Origin of the sequence: Phocoenobacter uteri (assembly GCF_900454895.1) — a bacterium.
Classification (GTDB): Bacteria; Pseudomonadota; Gammaproteobacteria; order Enterobacterales; family Pasteurellaceae; genus Phocoenobacter; species Phocoenobacter uteri.
The window spans coordinates 651,693-670,419 of the sequence record NZ_UGTA01000001.1; the positions used below are offsets into that span (position 1 = coordinate 651,693).

An 18,727-nucleotide genomic window follows, 5' to 3' on the forward strand; every position below is an offset into this window, starting at 1 on the left:
AATTAGTTGGGGCTATAATTTATATTAGCCCCTATTCTAATATTACTTATTTTTTATCTTTCTAGAAGCTACAAATAAAAATAGCAATCCAATAATTTGAATAATAACGTGATGAGTATTGATTCTTGCACCTAAACCAAATATACCACCATCAGAATTGTATTTAATTAACACCTCTGATAACTGTGCAAATATAGCAAAACTATGTAACCATAAAGCTGTTTTTGCATTATCTTTTGTAAAGAAAATCGAACAATAACTTAATAGAGAATATGCTAATACCCAAGCACCGCAAATTTGAGTTAATTGTAACCCAACTCGATCGTTATTATTCCCAAGTATTGAGGTAAATCCTGTGGAACTATGCAGTAATTCTTCGGTATTAAAAATTAGCATCAAGCCAAAGACAAAACACGCCCAAGCGTGATAGGCAATAATGGCACTTGATTCTGAGCTTATTGTACCTTTGGCAAAAATTTTATGACCAAAAGTGTAAAATAACATCGCTTGTATCATTCCCAATAGGTAAATACCAATCAAGAACCAAGGGATTTGCCCAGTGTTGGCGATAAGCTGACTAAACATTGCATAGATCAATGCTAGGGTAAAAATAGATCCACCGATTAAAAAATGCGATTTTTTTATGGTATTCATACAATTATTTCTCCACTGATTTTAATAGTTCTTCCGCACATAATTTACCAAAATTATTCGCGGCTTGTGGGCTTGCCCCTGTAATCAATTTTCTATCAATATAACACGTTTTATCGGCTTTTTTATTGACAAAAGTAATACCTAAATTTTCTAATTTTTCGCCAAATTTCCAAGTTAAATGCCCTGGCATATAGCCAATCATCGGTGTTTGTTTATCTACGCTATCAGGGAAAGCTGCCATTTTATAGCCTTTGTAAATAAACTCTTTATCATTGTCTAAATTCGCTGCCAATAAAACCGCAGGGGCGTGACAAATCGCCATCATATACAAGTCTTTTTTATGTGACCAATGAATTAACTGACTCACATTTTTATCTTCTGGTAAGCCAAGCATCGCACCGTGTCCACCTGGTATAAAAATTGCCATATAGTCATCACTGTCATTCATTGTGTTTTGCACAAAATCAGCTAGGCTTTTCGGATTTTCAAATTGTGATTGATACGCTGAATAGATTTTTTGTACATTTTCATCTTTTTGTGGCATTGCCCACATTTCTATTTTCACTGATTCGCCTGTTGGTGTATAAATATCAACATCAAAACCTGCATTTTTAAGATGTAACATCGGTAGTAGCATTTCGACAGGGTGATTTCCTGTTGAAAATTTTGTGCCGTTAGCCATTGTCATATTTTGTTCTTCGGTACAAAGCATTAAGATTTTTTTCGTGCCTTGATAGGTATTTTGATAAATTGTACCGTCAAAATCAGTTTGGTCTGATGTGGCTAATTTTAATGCGAGCTTTGATGGAATAAATGTACCATCTTTGGTGGGTTGTGGGGCAAGTCCAAGGAGTTTTTTAAACATAAGAGTTTCCTTTTTAAATTTATTTTGTATGTAAAGTATTATAAAGATTAAAATTTTATTTGCAATAACTTTGTATGCAAAGTATTTTCTGTTATACTTTTTAGCAGTAAATCTAATAAGAGAAAATAAGACTAATGACAATAGATAACCACCAATTATCCAATCAGCTTTGCCATCGTTTTTATGTGATTTCAAACGCAATTACACGGCGTTATAGAGCATCACTTGAAAAGGTGAATTTAACCTATCCGCAATATGTAGCAATGATGGCTTTGTGGGAAGAGGATAATATTAGTGTTGGCGAGTTACATAAAAAAACCTTAATTGACAATGGTTGCTTAACATTAATGTTAAAAAAAATGTGTGATAAAAATTTAATTACCCTCGTTGTGAGTGAGACAGACAAGCGAATGAAAAGAGTAAAACTCACAGAGAAAGGGGCTAAATTAAAAGAAATTGTACAAAAAGAGCGGGAAAAAGCACAACAAGAGCAAAATAAATTACTCACAGAAGATGAATTTCAACAGCTTGTATTTTTATTAGATAAATTTAAGTCTGGCTTGATTTGATAGTAAAGTACAAAGATAACAGAATGATTAACAACAAAAAGAGGCTTTAAAATGATTACATTACACCATCTAGAAAATTCACAATCTTTTCGCATTATTTGGTTGCTTGAAGAATTGAACGTACCTTATGAACTGAAAGTGTACGCACGTGATAAAAAAACGATGTTAGCACCAGAGGAATACAAAGCATTACACCCAGCAGGCACAGCCCCAATTATTACAGATGGCGATGTTGTATTAGCAGAAACCAATGCGATCGTGGATTATATTTTAGATAAATATAGCGAAGAAGGGCAAAGATTACGTCCTGCACAAGGCGATAAAAATCGTGTGCCTTATTTATACTGGTTCCACGCAGGGCAGGGAAGTTTAATGCCAATGTTATTGATGGTGTTTATTTTTAATTCAATGACAGAAAAAACACCTTTCTTAATGCGTCCGTTGATTAGACGTGTTACCCAAACGGCAGCAACCTTCTTTCCAATGCCACGTATCAAAAAACTACTTGGTTATATGAATGATCAGTTAGAAGAAAATCAATTTTTAGCAGGCAATGAGCTTACTGCTGCGGATATTGTAACAAGTTTTGATTTAATGACGATTGGACGTATTAAACTGTTTAATTTCCAAAGAGATTACCCGAATATCGCTACTTATTTAGAGCGTGTTGAAGCGATAGAATCATACAAGAAAGCATTAGCAAAAAGTGAGAAATAAGCTTCATCGTTAATAGGGAAGCATAGTAAACATTTATTATATTTCGTGTTTACTATGCTTTATTTTTAAACAAAAATGAATAAAATCTCCATATTTTAAAATTAAATTTGTGATTTACTCCACAAATTTGTATTTTCCCTCTTGATTAAAAAATAAGATAAATGTTCAATGATGAGGTTTTTTAACTCAGTTGGAGAATGTTCTTATGTCAAAACAGCATAAAAAAATGAACTACAAAGGAAATCGTAGTGTTTTAAGTTTAGCTATCAGCACAGCCTTACTATCTGCGACCATTTCAATACCCTCTTTTGCTCAAATTCAAGATGAGCAATTTCAAGCATTTGGTATTGAACGTTTTGATAGTCAAAAATTATTTCATCAATCTTTAACGGAACAAGGTTCAGATAATGTGCCTATTTGGCGTATTCCTTCCTTATTGCGAACTCAAAATGGCACGTTAATTGCTGCTGCGGATAAGCGTTTCCAACATCGGGGGGATTGGGGAGATATTGATACTGCAATTCGTCTTTCAAATGATGAGGGTAAAACATGGTCAAATATCAAAACAATTTTAGATTTACCAACCGCAAATGAAGGTCGATCACCGCTTGCACCAAACAATCCAGTGACGTGGAATGCTTGGGGAAATCGTGATCATAATGGTTGTGGTGGATACTGTAATAGTGCTTTTTTGATTGATCCAGTGATGTTGCAAGACAAAAATAATGGACGTGTTTTCTTAGCTGTAGATATGTTTTCAGATGGTGCGGGATTTTTTGGTATTAAAGAATCCGGTGCTGGTACGATAACAACAGCAGGTAAAACTTATCCGTTATTACGTCATACAAATGAAGAGGGTATAGATGAACGTTGGACATTGAGAGAAAATGGAGATGTTTATAATGAAAAAGGCGAAAAAACATCTTATAACGTGGTCGTAAAAGGCAATCCTGATATTGCATTTAAAGATTTAGGTGACATCACTGATACCACAAGCGGTCAAAAAATAGGGAATATTTACTTATCTCAAAGCAATCCCCCAATTTTAGCGGTAAATACAGCAAATATTTGGTTGATGCATTCTGATGATGAGGGGAAAAGTTGGTCTAGCCCTGTGAATATTTCAAGCCAAGTGAAAAAAGATTGGATGAGATTCTTTGGTGTTGGTCCAGGTGTTGGTATTCAAACTAAAAATGGTAATTTGTTAATACCTATTTATTATACGAATCAACACGGCAAACAATCTACGGCAGTGATTATATCCGAAGATGGCGGACAAAATTGGGTGTTGAGTGAATCCCCGAACGATCATCGCTGGAATGATAAATCATCAATGACATTAAATAGTGGAAATCGAGGTTTTGAACTCACAGAATCACAAATGGTGGAGCTAGACAGTGGTGATATTAAGCTATTTATGCGTAATTCTTCTGGAAAAACAATGATGGCAACGAGTAAAGACGGTGGTTATACATGGTCAGCACCTCAGCAAACACCAATCGATCACGGTTATTCCCAACTTTCTATTATTAAATATTCTAAAAAAATCAATGGAAAAGAGATCTTAATTTATTCAGGGCAGTCTATTTCAGGGAGTGGCGGTGATCCATTACGTCGTGATGGTAAGTTGCTTATTGGTGAAGTGCAGCCAGATGGCGAAATTGTATGGAAACCAGCAACATTATCAAAAAATATTGATAGCGGAGAAGAGGGAAAATCTCAAAATAATGCAGGTTATAAAAATGGATTTGTGTATAGTTCATTGGCAGAGCTAGGAAACGGTAATATTGGTTTAGCTTATGAGCCAACGGTGGACTATACAACAATTAAATATCAACAAATTGATTTGGGCGATCTTTTCTTTAAAGAGGGAAAAATTTTTGCAGATCAACGCCAACAAGCTCGCCACTTTACTTTTAATGGTGCAGAGAACCTTGAAAAAATAGGCGATGGTACGGCGATAAAATCAGGTATTGGACAAGCACAAGGAGGAATAACGGTTTCAGAAGGGACATTAGTATTAGATCAAAAAGCAAATGATCAAGGAGAAAGTAAAGCCTTTACTACGGTGCAGTTGCAGAATAATGCTGTATTAGAAATAAAAGGTGTACAAAATATTGATAACTTGGAGATTAAGGTCGATTCAGATCCTATGCTTAAATTTACCCTAGATAATAATTCACCAACTATGTTGAACGTGAATGGTGATGCAAAACTTGTTGGCGAAAAATTAGAGCTAGCACCACCTGAACGGGATTTGATTGTGCCAGCACCAAAACCGTTATATGGAAAAGAGTTGATTTCCCGATATGCACTTATGTACCCTGATGATGATTGGGTTAAATCACAAATGGCAGCTTGGGAAGCCTATGATCTTGCTTATGAGAAAGCACTATCCGATAAAATAGCAGAGCAAGACAAACAAAAACAGGCTTTTGAAAAAGAGCAACAAACTAAATTAGCTAAGGCGGATAATCAGGTAAAAGTGAGTGTTGCAGTAAAAGGGAAACTAGCTCGTGAGGGGCTTAAATTATTCAGCATCAAAGGGACAAATTCACTTAATTTTAAACTAGTAAATAATATTGAAAGTGGTTTATTGATGTATGAATTAGGAAAAAAATTGCCTCAAACACAGTCAAGAGGCGTAGATAAACCTGCGGATATTGTGTTGCAACCGGCAATGGAAACCTTATCGAATGGAGCAAAACGCTTGAAAGTATCTGCTGATTTCGGGGCTTTTGCTACATCGCCTATTGCAATGCTGAATGAAACGGATTGGCTTAATGGCAGTTTCTTATCGGAGGTTAATGCATCAAAATCTCAAAGAATATTCGCAAAATATCTTTTAAATAATACCCATTATCGTACTGATTTAAGTTTTGCTAAACAAGGAGAAAACTATGATTCGAGTAGCAGAGGCTTAATGATTGGCGGCGTTTTGGCAACAGATATTGGACGTTTTGGTATTGCGATGAGCAAAACGAAAATGACCGTTTCTCCAAGAGAGAAAGAGGCAATCTTAAATAGCTTTGGAATGAATATAAATTTTGCCAAAAATATCAACCAGTTTGCTTTTGATATAGACGCGGGACAGCATTGGTATAAAGGAGATATTCAAAACAGTGCAACTTTCAAAGGAAAAACAACCAGCTTAGGGACAAGCATAGGCTATAATTTGTTACAAGACGATACCTTTAATGTTATGCCACAGCTTGCATTTTCTTTCCTACAAGGAAAAATCAAGGATGTGAAAACGCAAAAAGAGGTGGATATTCACTATAATAAATTTAACACATTTAAAACATCACTTGGCTTAAAAGCGGGAATGATGGTTAATCATTTAGAATTAAATGGTTATATGGGGTATAGCTGGTTTAAAGGAAATAATGCAACATTCCGAGCGGATTCAAATCGCTTTGGAATAGGGAAATTAGCAAATCAATGGCAATTTGGTACGCAAGCTATTTATCACTTTAATCCAAAACTTTCATTTGGTCTTGAATTGGGCTATAAATCTAATCATAAAGATCAAACCAATGTTGGAGCAAATATAAGATGGCTATTCTAAAATAGTGAATTCTTGATTTTTGCAAATTTCAGTAAAAAAATGACCGCTTAACTCGTCAGCTAAGCGGTCATATTTTATTTATAATTTACAAATTATAAAATTTCTTTTGCTTTTGCAACAACGTTGTCAACAGTGAAGCCGAATAGTTTGAATAATTCGCCTGCTGGTGCAGATTCACCAAAGCTGTTCATTCCAACAATACGTCCACCGAAGCCAACATATTTGTACCAGAAATCTGCAATACCAGCTTCAATTGCAACACGTTTGGTTACTGAGCTTGGTAATACGCTTTCACGGTATGCGTCATCTTGACGATCAAAAATGTTAGTACAAGGCATTGAAACAACACGTACTTTTTTACCTTCCGCGGTTAATTGTTCTGCTGCTTTAACCGCTAATTCAACTTCTGAACCTGTTGCGATTAAGATTAACTCAGGCGTACCTTCACAGTCTTTTAATACGTAACCACCACGAGAAACATCTGCTAATTGTTGAGTATCACGATCCATTTGGGTTAAGTTTTGACGAGTAAAGATCAATGCACTTGGGCCATCTTTACGTTCTACCGCACATTTCCAAGCAACCGCAGATTCAACTTGGTCACACGGTCTCCAAGTGTCTAAGTTTGGAATTAAACGTAATGCTGTTGTTTGTTCAACTGGTTGGTGAGTTGGACCATCTTCCCCTAAACCAATAGAGTCGTGGGTGTAAACGAATAATGAACGTTGTTTCATTAACGCAGCCATACGAACAGCATTGTGAGCATATTCCATAAACATTAAGAAGGTTGCACCGTAAGGAATAAAACCACCGTGTAATGCGATACCGTTCATCATTGCTGACATACCAAATTCACGCACACCGTAGTTGATGTAGTTTCCATCCACGTTTTCAGTCGCACGGATTGGTTTTGAACCAGACCATAATGTTAAGTTTGAGCTTGCTAAGTCTGCTGAACCGCCTAAGAATTCAGGTAAAATATGAGCGTAAGCTTCGATTGCATTTTGAGAAGCTTTACGGCTTGCAATACTTGCTGGGTTAGCTTGTAATTGTTCAATAAATGCTTGTGAATCTTTTGCCCAGTTTTCTGGTAAATCGCCATTTACACGACGTTTGAATTCTTTTGCTAATTCAGGATATGCTGCTTCATATGCTGCAAATTTTGCATTCCATTCTTTTTCTGCCACTTCACCTTTCGCTTTTGCATCCCATTGTGCGTAAACATTTGCAGGAATTTCAAAAGGTGCGTGTTCCCAGTTTAAGAATTCACGTGTTGCTTGAATTTCGGCATCGCCTAATGGTGCACCGTGACAGTCGTGAGAATTTGATTTATTTGGTGAACCGTAACCGATAATAGTTTTACAAATAATTAACGTTGGACGAGATTTTTCTTGTTGTGCATTTTCAATAGCAACTTTGATTTGTTCTGCATCGTGGCCATCAACATTGCGGATTACTTGCCAGCCGTAAGCTTCAAAGCGTTGAGCAGTATCATCAGAGAACCAACCATCAACGTGACCATCAATAGAGATGTTGTTGTCATCGTAGAATGCGATCAGTTTACCTAATCCTAACGTTCCAGCTAAAGAACACGCTTCGTGTGAAATACCTTCCATTAAACAGCCATCGCCTAAGAAAGTATAAGTATAGTGATCAACGATATCGTGATCTTCACGATTGAATTGACCTGCTAATGTTTTTTCCGCAATTGCCATACCCACAGCATTAGTGATACCTTGCCCTAGTGGCCCTGTTGTGGTTTCAACACCTGGTGCGTAACCGTATTCTGGGTGACCTGGAGTTTTTGAGTGTAATTGACGGAATTGTTTTAAATCTTCGATTGAAAGATCATAGCCACTTAAATGTAATAAGCTATAAATTAACATTGAGCCGTGTCCATTTGAAAGAATGAAACGGTCACGGTTTGCCCATTTAGGGTTCGTTGGGTTATGAGATAAGAATCCACGCCATAATACTTCTGCGATATCTGCCATTCCCATTGGTGCACCTGGATGTCCAGAATTTGCTTTTTGAACAGCATCCATACTTAGTACACGGATGGCGTTCGCTAACTGTTTACGATCAGTCATTTTATTGCTCCTATATGATAAGAAATTGTGTTTGAATAATAAAACAGGAGAATTTTACACTATTTTGGGGATCAACTTCATATAATATTTTAAGAAAATGTGATCAAAATCACAGCAATAGATGTTCTCAATCATATATTGTTTGATATTTGACTAAAATAAAGTGTTTATCAGCATTTTTGATAGAAACTAAACATTCGTATCTTAATGTAAGTGTATTTTTTATGAAAAAGAGGAGGTATAGACACATATTCTTGTAGGAAAGCAAGAATTGAAGAGCATAACATAAAAATAATTTGTTCTTTTGATTAAAATTTCATTTTTGCTTGAAATCTCACAAAATCACATAATTTATTTTTTATACTACATTATGGATTTACAGAAAAGTTATTTTGTTTGTACAATCGAAACGTTTCTATGTCAATAAAACTGTAGGAGTTTACTATGAAAAAAACACTAATTACGTTAGGGTTAGCTGCTTTATTAAGCACAAGTGCATTTGCTGAAAAGGTTCAAGTTGGTGTAGTGATGAAATCACTTGCTAATGAATTTTGGAAGACTGTAGAAATCGGTGCAAAGGAATATGCAGACAAAAATAAAGATGTTTTTGAAATGGAAGCTATTGGTTTAAAAGACGAAAGCGATGTAGATACTCAGATCAATACGCTTGAAAGTTTTATTACTAAGCAAAAAGATATTATTGCTGTGGCACCTTCTAATTCTGTTGCATTGATTCCGTCAATCAAACGTGCATTAGATGCGGGAATTATTGTTGTAAATTTCGATGTTCGTTTAGATAAAAAAGCCTCACAACAAATGGGGTTACCTGACGACTTCTTATTTGTAGGTCCTAATAATGAACAGGGTGCGTATGAAGTAGGGGATTTCTTAGCTAAAAGTCTTCCTAAAAATGCAAAAGTATTCATTATTGAAGGAAATCCTGGTGCAGAAAATGCGATTGAACGTAAACGTGGCTTTATGAAAGTGGTAGAAGAAAATCAATTAAATTTACTTGCCTCTCGTACGGCTCACTGGGAAACCGAAGAAGCTAATACAGTGATGACCAATCTTTTAACTAAATATCCAGATGTTCAAGGTGTAATGTGTGCGAATGACTCTATGGTTTTAGGCGTTGTTAAAGCTATTGAAGCAGCAGGGAAAAGTGGACAAATTAAAGTGGTTGGTTTTGATAATATTGCACCAGTACAGGATCTAATGAAAAAAGGTAAAGTATTAGCAAGCGAAGATTTCTTTGGGAAAGATTTAGCAGTTAATGCGATCAAAACGGGTTTACGAATTCATTCTGGCGAAAAATTATCAGGCTGGGTAAAAACACCCGTTAAATTAGTTACAGCGGAAGATCTTAAAAAATAAATGAGTTTAGCAGTAACTAAATTAAAAAATAGCCACTTATTTATTTTATGGTAAGAATAAGTGGTTGTTTTTTATAACGCGTTATTTTACTTAACCATAAATAAGGATGTATCAATGAGTGATAATTATTTACTTAAACTCTCCAATATATGTAAAAGCTTTTCAGGTGTTAAGGTTCTAGAAGGGATAAATTTAAATATTCGAGCAGGAACCTGTCACGTTCTTGCGGGGGAAAATGGAGCAGGGAAAAGTACCCTTATAAAAATGATTTGTGGTTATCATCAACCAACCTCAGGGGAAATGTTGCTCGATAATAAACCTTTTTTACCAAAAACACCTTTTGACGCTATTTCATTAGGGATAAATGCGGTTTATCAGGAGCTGAATTTATTACCTAATTTATCCGTTGCTGAAAATTTATTTTTTGACAATTTACCTCGAAATACATTTGGTTTTGTGGATAAAAATAAGCTTTATGTTCAAACGAAAGAAGCTCTTGCTCAATTTGATTTAGATATTTCTCCAGATACTCCTGTTTCTCAGCTTGGTATTGCTTATATGCAAATGATAGAGATCATTAAAGCGTTAAGTAAGAATGGTAGAATACTCATTTTAGATGAACCTACTGCGACGTTAACGCCGAAGGAAATAGAAAAATTATTTTCTATCCTGAAACGTTTGAAAGAGCAAGGCGTAACACTAATTTACATTTCACATCGTTTAAATGAATTAAAAGAAATTGGTGATGATATTAGTATTTTACGCAATGGTGTCGTTGTGAAAAGTTGTCCGATTGATGAAATTTCAACAGAAGAAATGATTAAAGAAATGATAGGGCGTCAAATGGAAGAGGAATATCCTTTTGATGAAAGCATTCAAATTGGTGAAATAATTTTTGAGGCTAAAAACATTACAACGAATAAAATTAAGAACATCAATATTTCGGCAAGACGAGGGGAAATACTGGGTATTGCTGGGCTTGTTGGTGCAGGACGAACCGAGTTTTTACGAGCAATTTTTGGTGCTGATAAGAAATCAACTGGTGAATTGTTTATTTATGGTGAGCGAAAAATTATCAAAACACCAAAAGATGCTGTGAATTGTGGCATCAATTTTGTTAGTGAAGATCGTAAGCATCAAGGTTTGGTGTTAGATTTTGAAATTTTTAAAAATATCAGTTTAGCGACCATAAAAGAGTATGCAAAAGGCGGTGTACTAGAGCAAGATCTTGAACGTCAAGATAGTAACCATTATCGTGATCTTCTCAATATAAAATCATCGTCTGTAGAGCAAAAAGCAGTTAATTTATCTGGTGGAAATCAACAAAAAGTCATTTTTGCAAAATGGTTAAAAGCAGCAGGTAACATTTTATTACTTGATGAACCAACACGAGGCATTGATGTTGGGGCGAAATACGAAATTTATTTATTACTTAATGAATTGGCTAAACAAGGTAAAGCAATCATCGTTGTTTCATCAGATATCCACGAATTGATGGGAATTTGCCATCGTATTGTTGTAATGAGTAACGGTGAAATTAGTGGTGAATTAACACGCGAGCAATTTGAATCTACCAAATTATTAAGTCTTTCCTATCAAAATTATTTATCTTAAAGTGAGGTTATTATGACAGCGATTGAAAATAACAAAAGTTCGACATCAAAAAAAATCACAAGAGCCTTGCTAAAAGAGGCTGGAATAGGCGTGGCATTAGTCATATTATTGATCTTTTTTACCTTAGCTCATAGTAAGTTTATGACGATGAGCAATGTATCTAATATTTTAACTCAAATTAGTATTAACACAATCATTGCGGCGGGAATGACTTTCGTTATTCTTCTCGGTGGAATTGATTTATCCGTTGGGGCAGTACTTGCTCTTTGTGCTGTGGTGAGTGCTAAAATATTAACATTTGCTGCTTTTCCTCCTTTTGTCGCAATCTCACTTGCTGTGATTGCTAGTATTATAGCTGGATTATTTTGTGGGCTAATTAGTGGAGCAATTTGTGAAAAATGGAAAATACATTCATTTATTGTGACATTAGGAATGCTGAATATTGCTCGTGGACTCGCCTTAGAAATTGCTGACGCTCGTACTATTTTTGGCTTTCCAATGAGTTTTAATAGTTTTGGTGCAATGACAATTTTTAATGTCCCTGTTATTTTTATTATTGCGATATTGGTTGTGATTATTGGTGGCTTAGTCTTGAGTAAAACTGTCTTTGGAAGAATGATTTACGCTATTGGTAATAATGAAGAAAGTGTGCGTTTATCAGGGCATAACCCAGTAAAATATAAAATTATTGCTTTTGCTATTTGTGGCGGAGCGACAGGGCTTGCTGCGATTATGTATATGTTACGCTTAAATATTGCTAACCCTATCTTAGGTACAGGATTTGAATTAAATGCGATTGCTGCTGTGGTTATTGGTGGTACCTCACTATTTGGTGGTAAAGGATCAATGCTTGGTACATTTTTAGGTGCTTGTATTATGGGCGTACTTGGAAATGGTTTATTGTTAATGGGGCTTGGTGATTTCACACGTCAAATTATTACCGGTATTGTCATTATTTTAGCGGTTATTTTAGACACTTATCGTGGTCGTTTAGAAAAACGTTTAACCGATTAGTTTTTGTTGGTAATTGTTACAGAGATTAGAATAAAAAACTTGTTTTCTTCATTGATTTTAGGTAAAATTCGGTCTCTTTTTGGTGCTGAGGCATACTCAGTGTTTTTAAATTCGTGTGGTGTTGGGGTACATTTTGTACGGCTCAATGGCGACACGGTCTCAACAGAGGTTTTCTATAATGAAACAAGGTATTCATCCTAAATATGAAGAAATTACTGCAAACTGTTCTTGTGGTAATGTTATTAAAGTTCGTTCAACTGCGGGCAAAGACTTAAACTTAGATGTGTGTGGTAAATGTCACCCATTCTATACTGGTAAACAACGTGTTGTTGATACTGGTGGTCGAGTAGAACGCTTTAACAAACGTTTCAGCATCTTAGGTTCAAAAAAATAATTTAGTTTTTTGAATTTATAAACCCTGCTTTTTAGCAGGGTTTTGTTTTTTGTATGCGGTCATATTTTTATAACTTTTTACAAAAAATTATATTTTAATTGTATCCTTCGAAATCAAAACCGTCCTGTTCTCATCAAACGGATTTAACGCATTGATCATCATTATTTTTTCAAATCCAAAAATATCTTCACATTTAATCTCGATAAGTTGGACTTTTTGTTGAGAAATCAACGAACTGAGTTGCGTACCTTTCAACAAATAATGATTAGAGCAGTACCACTGATTTTCTTTTAAAAAAAGTAAATTACCAATCGTACAATCACTGATAAAGCCATTGTTAATAATGATAATTTCATCACAATTTGAGTTTTTTAAATTATCAAGTTTTTGGCGATCAGCGTATTTAAACTGATAATCCAAATCTTGCGTATAAATACATTGAAATGTTTGGATTTTTTTCGAGTTATAAGGATAAAAATTCACCTCAAAATCACTTGCATTATAATCAAGACGACAACGTACAAGCCCTTGTTGAAACTGCGTAGGAATTGCAAATTTTGATAAAAATGTAACCGCTTGATTTGAGTGAAAATAGTTTTTCATTGCATAATCAAGGCGTTGTTGATGAAACTCAATATTTTGTATTTTTCCATCAATAATCGCAAGGGTTTCAAATAGAGGATATTGGCACATAAACTTTCTCTAAAATCTCGTTATATTCATCATCAAGTTTACTTTGTGAAGTAACTCCTCCTCCACTGCGGAATAAAAATTGTTCCCCCTGTTTTTCTATATAACGAATTGCAACAGCACTTTCTAAACTTTCGCCATCAAAATAACCAAAAACGCCAGTGTAGTAGCCTCTTTCCTGCTTTTCGGCCTGTTGAATAATTTCAACTGTTTTCACTTTGGGAGCACCACTAATTGAGCCAGCAGGTAATAATTTAGCTAATAATGATCCAATTTCATCTTGCCAGTTTTCAGCTAATTGCCCACAAATTTCAGAGCTGGTTTGATAAATTGCTCCTTTATGGGTGGTTAGTTTTTCAAGATATCGGTATTTGGTTACTTCAATATTGTGAGCCACAATGGAAAGATCGTTTCGGATCAAATCTACAATCGTGTTATGCTCGGCAATTTCCTTTTCATTTTCAAGCAATAGCTGTTTAGCATTAGGTTCATCAGCGTTAATTGTTCCTTTCATTGGATAGGAAAATATCTGATTGTCCTTAATGCGGACAAAAGTTTCAGGCGAGAAGCAGACAAATTGATCGTTCAGCCATAACTTATATTTAGCTTGAGTGTTGAAAAATAATTCTTCTAAACTGAAATTAGTTTGAATTGCTGTTGGATAAGTCAGATTAAGTAGATAGCTATTACCTGCTTGAATATGTTGTTTAACTAACTCAAAGCCTTGTTGATAGTTTGCATATTCCATTGGTGTAAATGAAAACTCAAACGGTTTTGTGATTCTTTTTTCTTCATTTATATTATTTTTGCAAAAAAAGGAAAAAATAACACCGCTTGTATATGTTTGTTCAAGTGGCATAATTAACGGTTTTTGCTGTTCAAAGTCAATGAGGAAGAAAAAAGGGGATTTTTGTTTGCCAAATTGATTGGCTATTTGAATAAAATTTTGCATTAAAATATTTTGTAATAAAAGTCGTTACGTTACAGCTATTTTAACTGTTTGTAAGTTATTTTGCGACGAAGTTTTATTTTTATTAAATTTATATTGAACTTTTTATCATCAATAGCGTCTGAATAAGTGCTAGATACTTTTGAAGTAAGCAGTTTTTTTCATTTCCTTAGTAAGATTAAGTTACCTCCAGTATCCGATTGATACTGGGGTTTTTCTTTATACAATTTTATTTTTAATGTGGAATACTCATTAAACCAAAGGCAAGTATAAATAAAAATTGTTGAATTTCTTGATCCGATAATTCTCGTTCATTAAGCATCACCTTGCCATTGTCTATGGCTAATTTTACGTTGATATTTTTATCATCAACAATAGCAATTTCACTTTGTTTCGCATCACTGATTAGTTTCTCAATAGCGACTTTGGCAAAATCATTGGCTTCTTGCTCGGTTTTCTTATCTAATAATGCTTTTTGTTTAAACATTAGTTGAAATGCAGGAATATTCAAATTAACATCAAGAGCCGATTGTTTTAGGATTGTAAGAATATCCTGTTGAGATTGAACGAGTTCAGGATCAAACTTATCTGCATTCAGAACTAATTTTAGTCCACTTTTACCTTGTCCATTTTTTAATGATAACTCATTGATATTAAATGTTAATCCTTTTGATATGGCTTCAATAATATATTCATCATTTAGTGGATTATCGCTTGATTCATCATCAAAGTGTTCAGTTGCGATATCCCAAGCCTCAGCATTGCCTTTTAAATCAATATTTAATGCCATTTTTCCTAGATCTTGACTAATTCCATTCTTTTGTATAACAAGATCCATTTCGATATCTGCATTACCAAGATATTCTTCGCTATCTACTCTGTTTTTACCAATAGATTTAATATCTTTTATCACAAATACTTCTTGTTCAGGTGATGTTAATTGAAATTCTTTTACATTAAAAACATAATCGCCTAACTCTAAATTAGGATATTGATCACTTACTGTTGTAGCATTATATTCAATCTCTTTCAGCGTACCTTTTACTGAGTTTGGATAATTAAAGGTAATAGATTGATTTTTAAGGTTTAAATCTCCAATATTATTTTTATCAAAATCAAATACGACAGTCGTCTTTTCAGTTTCAAAATTGTCTGTTTTTGCAGGATTTATGGTCAGATTACCTTCGTAGCTACGATCATAATTCACATTCATTTGAGAAGTTAATGCGATATTATCTTTGAAGATATTTTGTGTATTTTCAACGGCAAGTAACGAACCTTCAATATTTGCCATAACAGGTAATAGTTTACCTTTAACTAAGCGATCAAGAGGTAATGGGCCGTGATTAAGTTTATCTTGTCCCTTGAATTTATAAGTTTCACCTTCAGGTGTTGTAAGCACTAAATCATAGCTAAAATCAGAATTGAAAAAATGACGTTCAAATTTCTGATTTTGTATTTTAAGTTTTATATCATGAGGAATAGCTTTTTTAAATTCTTTATTCACTTCTGCGATTAGATTCTCATAATATTCTTCAGCTTGCGTACCTGTGTACCAAGCACCACCAATTTGGACAACCCCTACTACTGCAATTAAAGAAATTGCAATTTTTGATAATTTCATAGTATTTCCTTAACAATAAAGTTCTTGAATAAGTTGAATGTTTTGTTTTAAGTAGCATTTGCTTTTTAAATAAGTTTGAAGAGCTTGCCAATGAGGTATATTAAGCTTGCTTAGATCAGTAAATAGCTTAAATAGTTGCTCATTTTCATTAGGTAAAAGACGAATAACATCAGCTAGATTTTGCTCAAATTGATATTGTTCAGTTCTTGTGAATTTTGAGGTATCACAAGCGGTTATATTTTTTACTTTTTTTGCAATTTCATCAGAACGACCAACAAAATAGCCACGCTCTGCTTTGCTTAATGCACTGAAATACATTCCATCAAGCATTGGTAATTCATTTAAAAATTGAATTAGAGTGCTTAAATCACCTGTTTTTAGCTCTAATTCAATTTCACAAATGCGATCTTTTCCCCATTTATTTTCTACCCAACCTTGATCAAGTGCGATTTCAATTTCACTCTCTTGATAGTTAATAAGCCAGCAAGTGCGGGTAACATCAGTGCTGAATACTTTTTCTAGTGAATGATGAATATACTCAACATCAGGAAATTGTAAATTAAAGTGAGAATTGAACCGCTTAAAATCAGGTTTTTCATCGGCCAAATCTAAATTATATTCAGGGCGAATATGCAAACCACCCACGATTTCCCCTTTAGTTTTTAGGGTCATTTCACAATTTTGATTCACCTTTCTAACACGTAATCCCATTTTTTGTTTTGCAAAAAAAAGCGCTGGCGTATCGTAATAGGTGTTTGCTAACGCATTTGTTTCTGTTGAAACGATAGATTGTGTCGCAAGCCAAGTTTGTATCGCCTGAATATTTTCAGGCTCGATCATAATTTTTAGTTCAATTTCATTTTGCATAGTATTCGCTTATCGTTGGGTAGAAAGTTAGTTTATAGCACTTTTACAATCGCATCACATAAACTATCAATATTATCTGCTGTGATTCCAGCTACATTGATACGTCCTGAGCGTACGGCATAAACAGCAAACTCTTCTTTTAAGCGATCTACTTGTACGGGTGTTAAACCACTAAATGAGAACATTCCGTTTTGTTCAATGATAAAATCAAAATTTTGGGTTGCCCCTTTTTCTTTTAATAATGCGACAAATTGATAACGCATTTGCTTGATTCGATCACGCATTTCGCCTAATTCAGTAATCCAGCTTGCTTTTAATTCTTCATCGCCTAAAACAGTTGCAACGGTATTCGCCCCATGAGACGCAGGGTTAGAGTAGAGTACACGGATAATGCGTTTCACTTGACTAAACGCATTGTTTGCAATTTCTTCATTATCTGCAACTAATGTAAACGCACCGACACGTTCGTTGTATAAACCAAAGTTTTTAGAATATGAACTAGCAACCAATAATTCACGATGATTTTTCACGAATGAACGTAAACCGTAAGCATCTTCTTCTAAGCCGTTCGCAAAGCCTTGATAAGCAAAGTCAAAAAGTGGAAGCCATTGTTTTTCAGCAGACATTTTCGCTAAAATATCCCACTGTTCAGGAGTTGGATCGATCCCTGTTGGGTTATGGCAACAGCCGTGAAATAACACCACATCACCTGCTTCTGCTTGGCTTAAATCAGCGATTAAATTATCCCAATCTAACGCTTTCTTTTCAGCGTCATAATAACGATAACCTTTGATATTGATCCCAACTGCATCAAAAATAGCATTGTGATTTGGCCAAGTAGGGGTTGAAATCCAAATATTTTTTACATTTGTGTGGCGTTTAATAAACTCTGCAGCAATACGCAATGCACCAGTTCCACCTAAACTTTGAGCGGTTTTAGCACGTTTTTGAGAAATGACATCAGCATTTTCACCAAATAAAAGGGTTTGAGTATGTAAATTATAATCAGCAACACCATCAATAGTGAGGTAATTTTTGGTATTTTCTTTTGCAAGTAAACGGCGTTCTGCTTCTTTTACTGCTTTGACAATAGGAGTTTCACCCTGTGCATTTTTATAAACACCGATACCTAAATTGATTTTATGTGAACGAGTATCCGCTTTAAATGCTTCGCCTAAACCTAAAATAGGATCGGCTGGTGCTGCTTGAATATGTTTAAACATAGTTTTTCCTTTTAATGTTGTGTTATAGACGCACGATTATACGAGTATTTTTTGAAATTGATAAGAGAAAGCGGTCAGATTTTTGTGTTTTTTTGCAGATTTTGAAATAGTGGTCGGAGCAGTGGTATAAATTCAATTTTTTACACTTTCAAAATGCTTCAAAACCTTTCATTTTTGGCTATTTTGAAAGATAAGCAATATAAAATATTCATACAAATGTACTGGTTGGAAAATACACTGAAATTTTAAATTAAAATAATTATCAATAAAAATGTTGAAAAAAGTGTAAAAAAATAAGAATGAATTTTATTTTTTTATAAAATAAATTGGTTGTTTTTTTAAGTTATTTAATTGATTTTAAACGAAAATATTGTGTGATAGCTATCACATTTTTAATAAAAATAATTTGATAAGAATTATTTTTTGAATAAAATTTTCTTGCCTATTTAGATGGGTATAAAAAGTGTTAGTTTGTAGATTATGATTATGGAGATAGTTATAATGATGATGACGAT

15 protein-coding genes are annotated in these 18,727 nt (G+C 34.3%); 7 read left to right on the plus strand and 8 right to left on the minus strand.

Features of this window, described 5'->3' with window-relative positions:
- Nucleotides 1–42: 42 nt before the first annotated feature.
- Together DYE60_RS02790 and hchA are read right to left on the minus strand one after the other, a co-directional pair.
- A complete protein-coding gene (locus tag DYE60_RS02790) occupies nucleotides 43–654 on the minus strand; it encodes a hypothetical protein (protein WP_115315120.1) in 612 nt (203 codons plus the stop codon).
- A gap of 4 nt (nucleotides 655–658) precedes the next feature.
- Nucleotides 659–1,519, minus strand: coding sequence for a glyoxalase III HchA (hchA, locus tag DYE60_RS02795; RefSeq protein WP_115315121.1), 861 nt, complete (start codon nucleotides 1,517–1,519; stop codon nucleotides 659–661).
- Nucleotides 1,520–1,653: 134 nt separating this feature from the next.
- Here hchA and DYE60_RS02800 point away from each other — a divergent pair, with 134 nt between their 5' ends.
- From DYE60_RS02800 to DYE60_RS10185, 3 genes are all read left to right on the plus strand, one after another.
- Entirely contained in the window at nucleotides 1,654–2,088 is a 435-nt protein-coding gene (locus tag DYE60_RS02800) for a MarR family winged helix-turn-helix transcriptional regulator (protein ID WP_115315122.1), read from the plus strand.
- A gap of 51 nt (nucleotides 2,089–2,139) precedes the next feature.
- Complete coding sequence (locus DYE60_RS02805; RefSeq protein WP_115315123.1) at nucleotides 2,140–2,805, plus strand: glutathione S-transferase family protein; 666 nt, start codon at nucleotides 2,140–2,142, stop codon at nucleotides 2,803–2,805.
- A 205-nt stretch (nucleotides 2,806–3,010) separates the two neighbouring features.
- Nucleotides 3,011–6,373, plus strand: coding sequence for an exo-alpha-sialidase (locus DYE60_RS10185; RefSeq protein ID WP_172460351.1), 3,363 nt, complete (start codon nucleotides 3,011–3,013; stop codon nucleotides 6,371–6,373).
- A gap of 92 nt (nucleotides 6,374–6,465) precedes the next feature.
- Here DYE60_RS10185 and tkt read toward each other — a convergent pair whose 3' ends face one another.
- Complete coding sequence (gene tkt / locus DYE60_RS02815; RefSeq protein WP_115315124.1) at nucleotides 6,466–8,463, minus strand: transketolase; 1,998 nt, start codon at nucleotides 8,461–8,463, stop codon at nucleotides 6,466–6,468.
- 444 nt (nucleotides 8,464–8,907) lie between these two features.
- On the opposite strand from tkt, the gene DYE60_RS02820 reads away from it, so the two are divergent.
- The 4 genes from DYE60_RS02820 (at nucleotide 8,908) to rpmE (ending at nucleotide 12,859) form a co-directional block, all read left to right on the plus strand.
- Nucleotides 8,908–9,837 (plus strand): sugar ABC transporter substrate-binding protein, encoded by a 930-nt coding sequence (locus DYE60_RS02820; protein ID WP_115315125.1) that lies wholly within the window; start codon nucleotides 8,908–8,910, stop codon nucleotides 9,835–9,837.
- Between the two features lie 114 nt (nucleotides 9,838–9,951).
- Nucleotides 9,952–11,451, plus strand: a complete 1,500-nt coding sequence (locus DYE60_RS02825; RefSeq protein ID WP_115315126.1) for a sugar ABC transporter ATP-binding protein — start codon at nucleotides 9,952–9,954, stop codon at nucleotides 11,449–11,451.
- A 12-nt stretch (nucleotides 11,452–11,463) separates the two neighbouring features.
- On the plus strand, nucleotides 11,464–12,465 hold the full coding sequence (locus tag DYE60_RS02830) for an ABC transporter permease (RefSeq protein ID WP_115315127.1): 1,002 nt from the start codon (nucleotides 11,464–11,466) through the stop codon (nucleotides 12,463–12,465).
- A gap of 178 nt (nucleotides 12,466–12,643) precedes the next feature.
- On the plus strand, nucleotides 12,644–12,859 hold the full coding sequence (gene rpmE / locus DYE60_RS02835) for a 50S ribosomal protein L31 (protein WP_115315128.1): 216 nt from the start codon (nucleotides 12,644–12,646) through the stop codon (nucleotides 12,857–12,859).
- An 87-nt stretch (nucleotides 12,860–12,946) separates the two neighbouring features.
- Here the strand turns inward: rpmE and DYE60_RS02840 are convergent, their stop codons facing one another.
- The 5 genes from DYE60_RS02840 to DYE60_RS02860 all read right to left on the minus strand — a co-directional run bounded on the left by DYE60_RS02840 (nucleotide 12,947) and on the right by DYE60_RS02860 (nucleotide 18,212).
- Nucleotides 12,947–13,552, minus strand: a complete 606-nt coding sequence (locus DYE60_RS02840; protein ID WP_115315129.1) for an aminotransferase class IV family protein — start codon at nucleotides 13,550–13,552, stop codon at nucleotides 12,947–12,949.
- A complete protein-coding gene (locus tag DYE60_RS02845; RefSeq protein ID WP_115315130.1) occupies nucleotides 13,530–14,501 on the minus strand; it encodes an aminodeoxychorismate synthase component I in 972 nt (323 codons plus the stop codon). The genes DYE60_RS02840 and DYE60_RS02845 overlap by 23 nt, the downstream gene beginning before the upstream one ends.
- A 232-nt stretch (nucleotides 14,502–14,733) precedes the next feature.
- Complete coding sequence (locus DYE60_RS02850; RefSeq protein ID WP_115315131.1) at nucleotides 14,734–16,122, minus strand: YdgA family protein; 1,389 nt, start codon at nucleotides 16,120–16,122, stop codon at nucleotides 14,734–14,736.
- Between the two features lie 9 nt (nucleotides 16,123–16,131).
- Nucleotides 16,132–16,989 carry a CYTH domain-containing protein gene (locus DYE60_RS02855; protein WP_115315132.1) on the minus strand — a complete coding sequence of 286 codons (858 nt, stop codon included), beginning with the start codon at nucleotides 16,987–16,989 and terminating at the stop codon, nucleotides 16,132–16,134.
- 32 nt (nucleotides 16,990–17,021) lie between these two features.
- The gene (locus tag DYE60_RS02860; protein WP_115315133.1) at nucleotides 17,022–18,212 is read right to left on the minus strand and encodes an amino acid aminotransferase; all 1,191 of its coding nucleotides are present in this window, start codon (nucleotides 18,210–18,212) and stop codon (nucleotides 17,022–17,024) included.
- Nucleotides 18,213–18,727 lie beyond the last annotated feature (515 nt).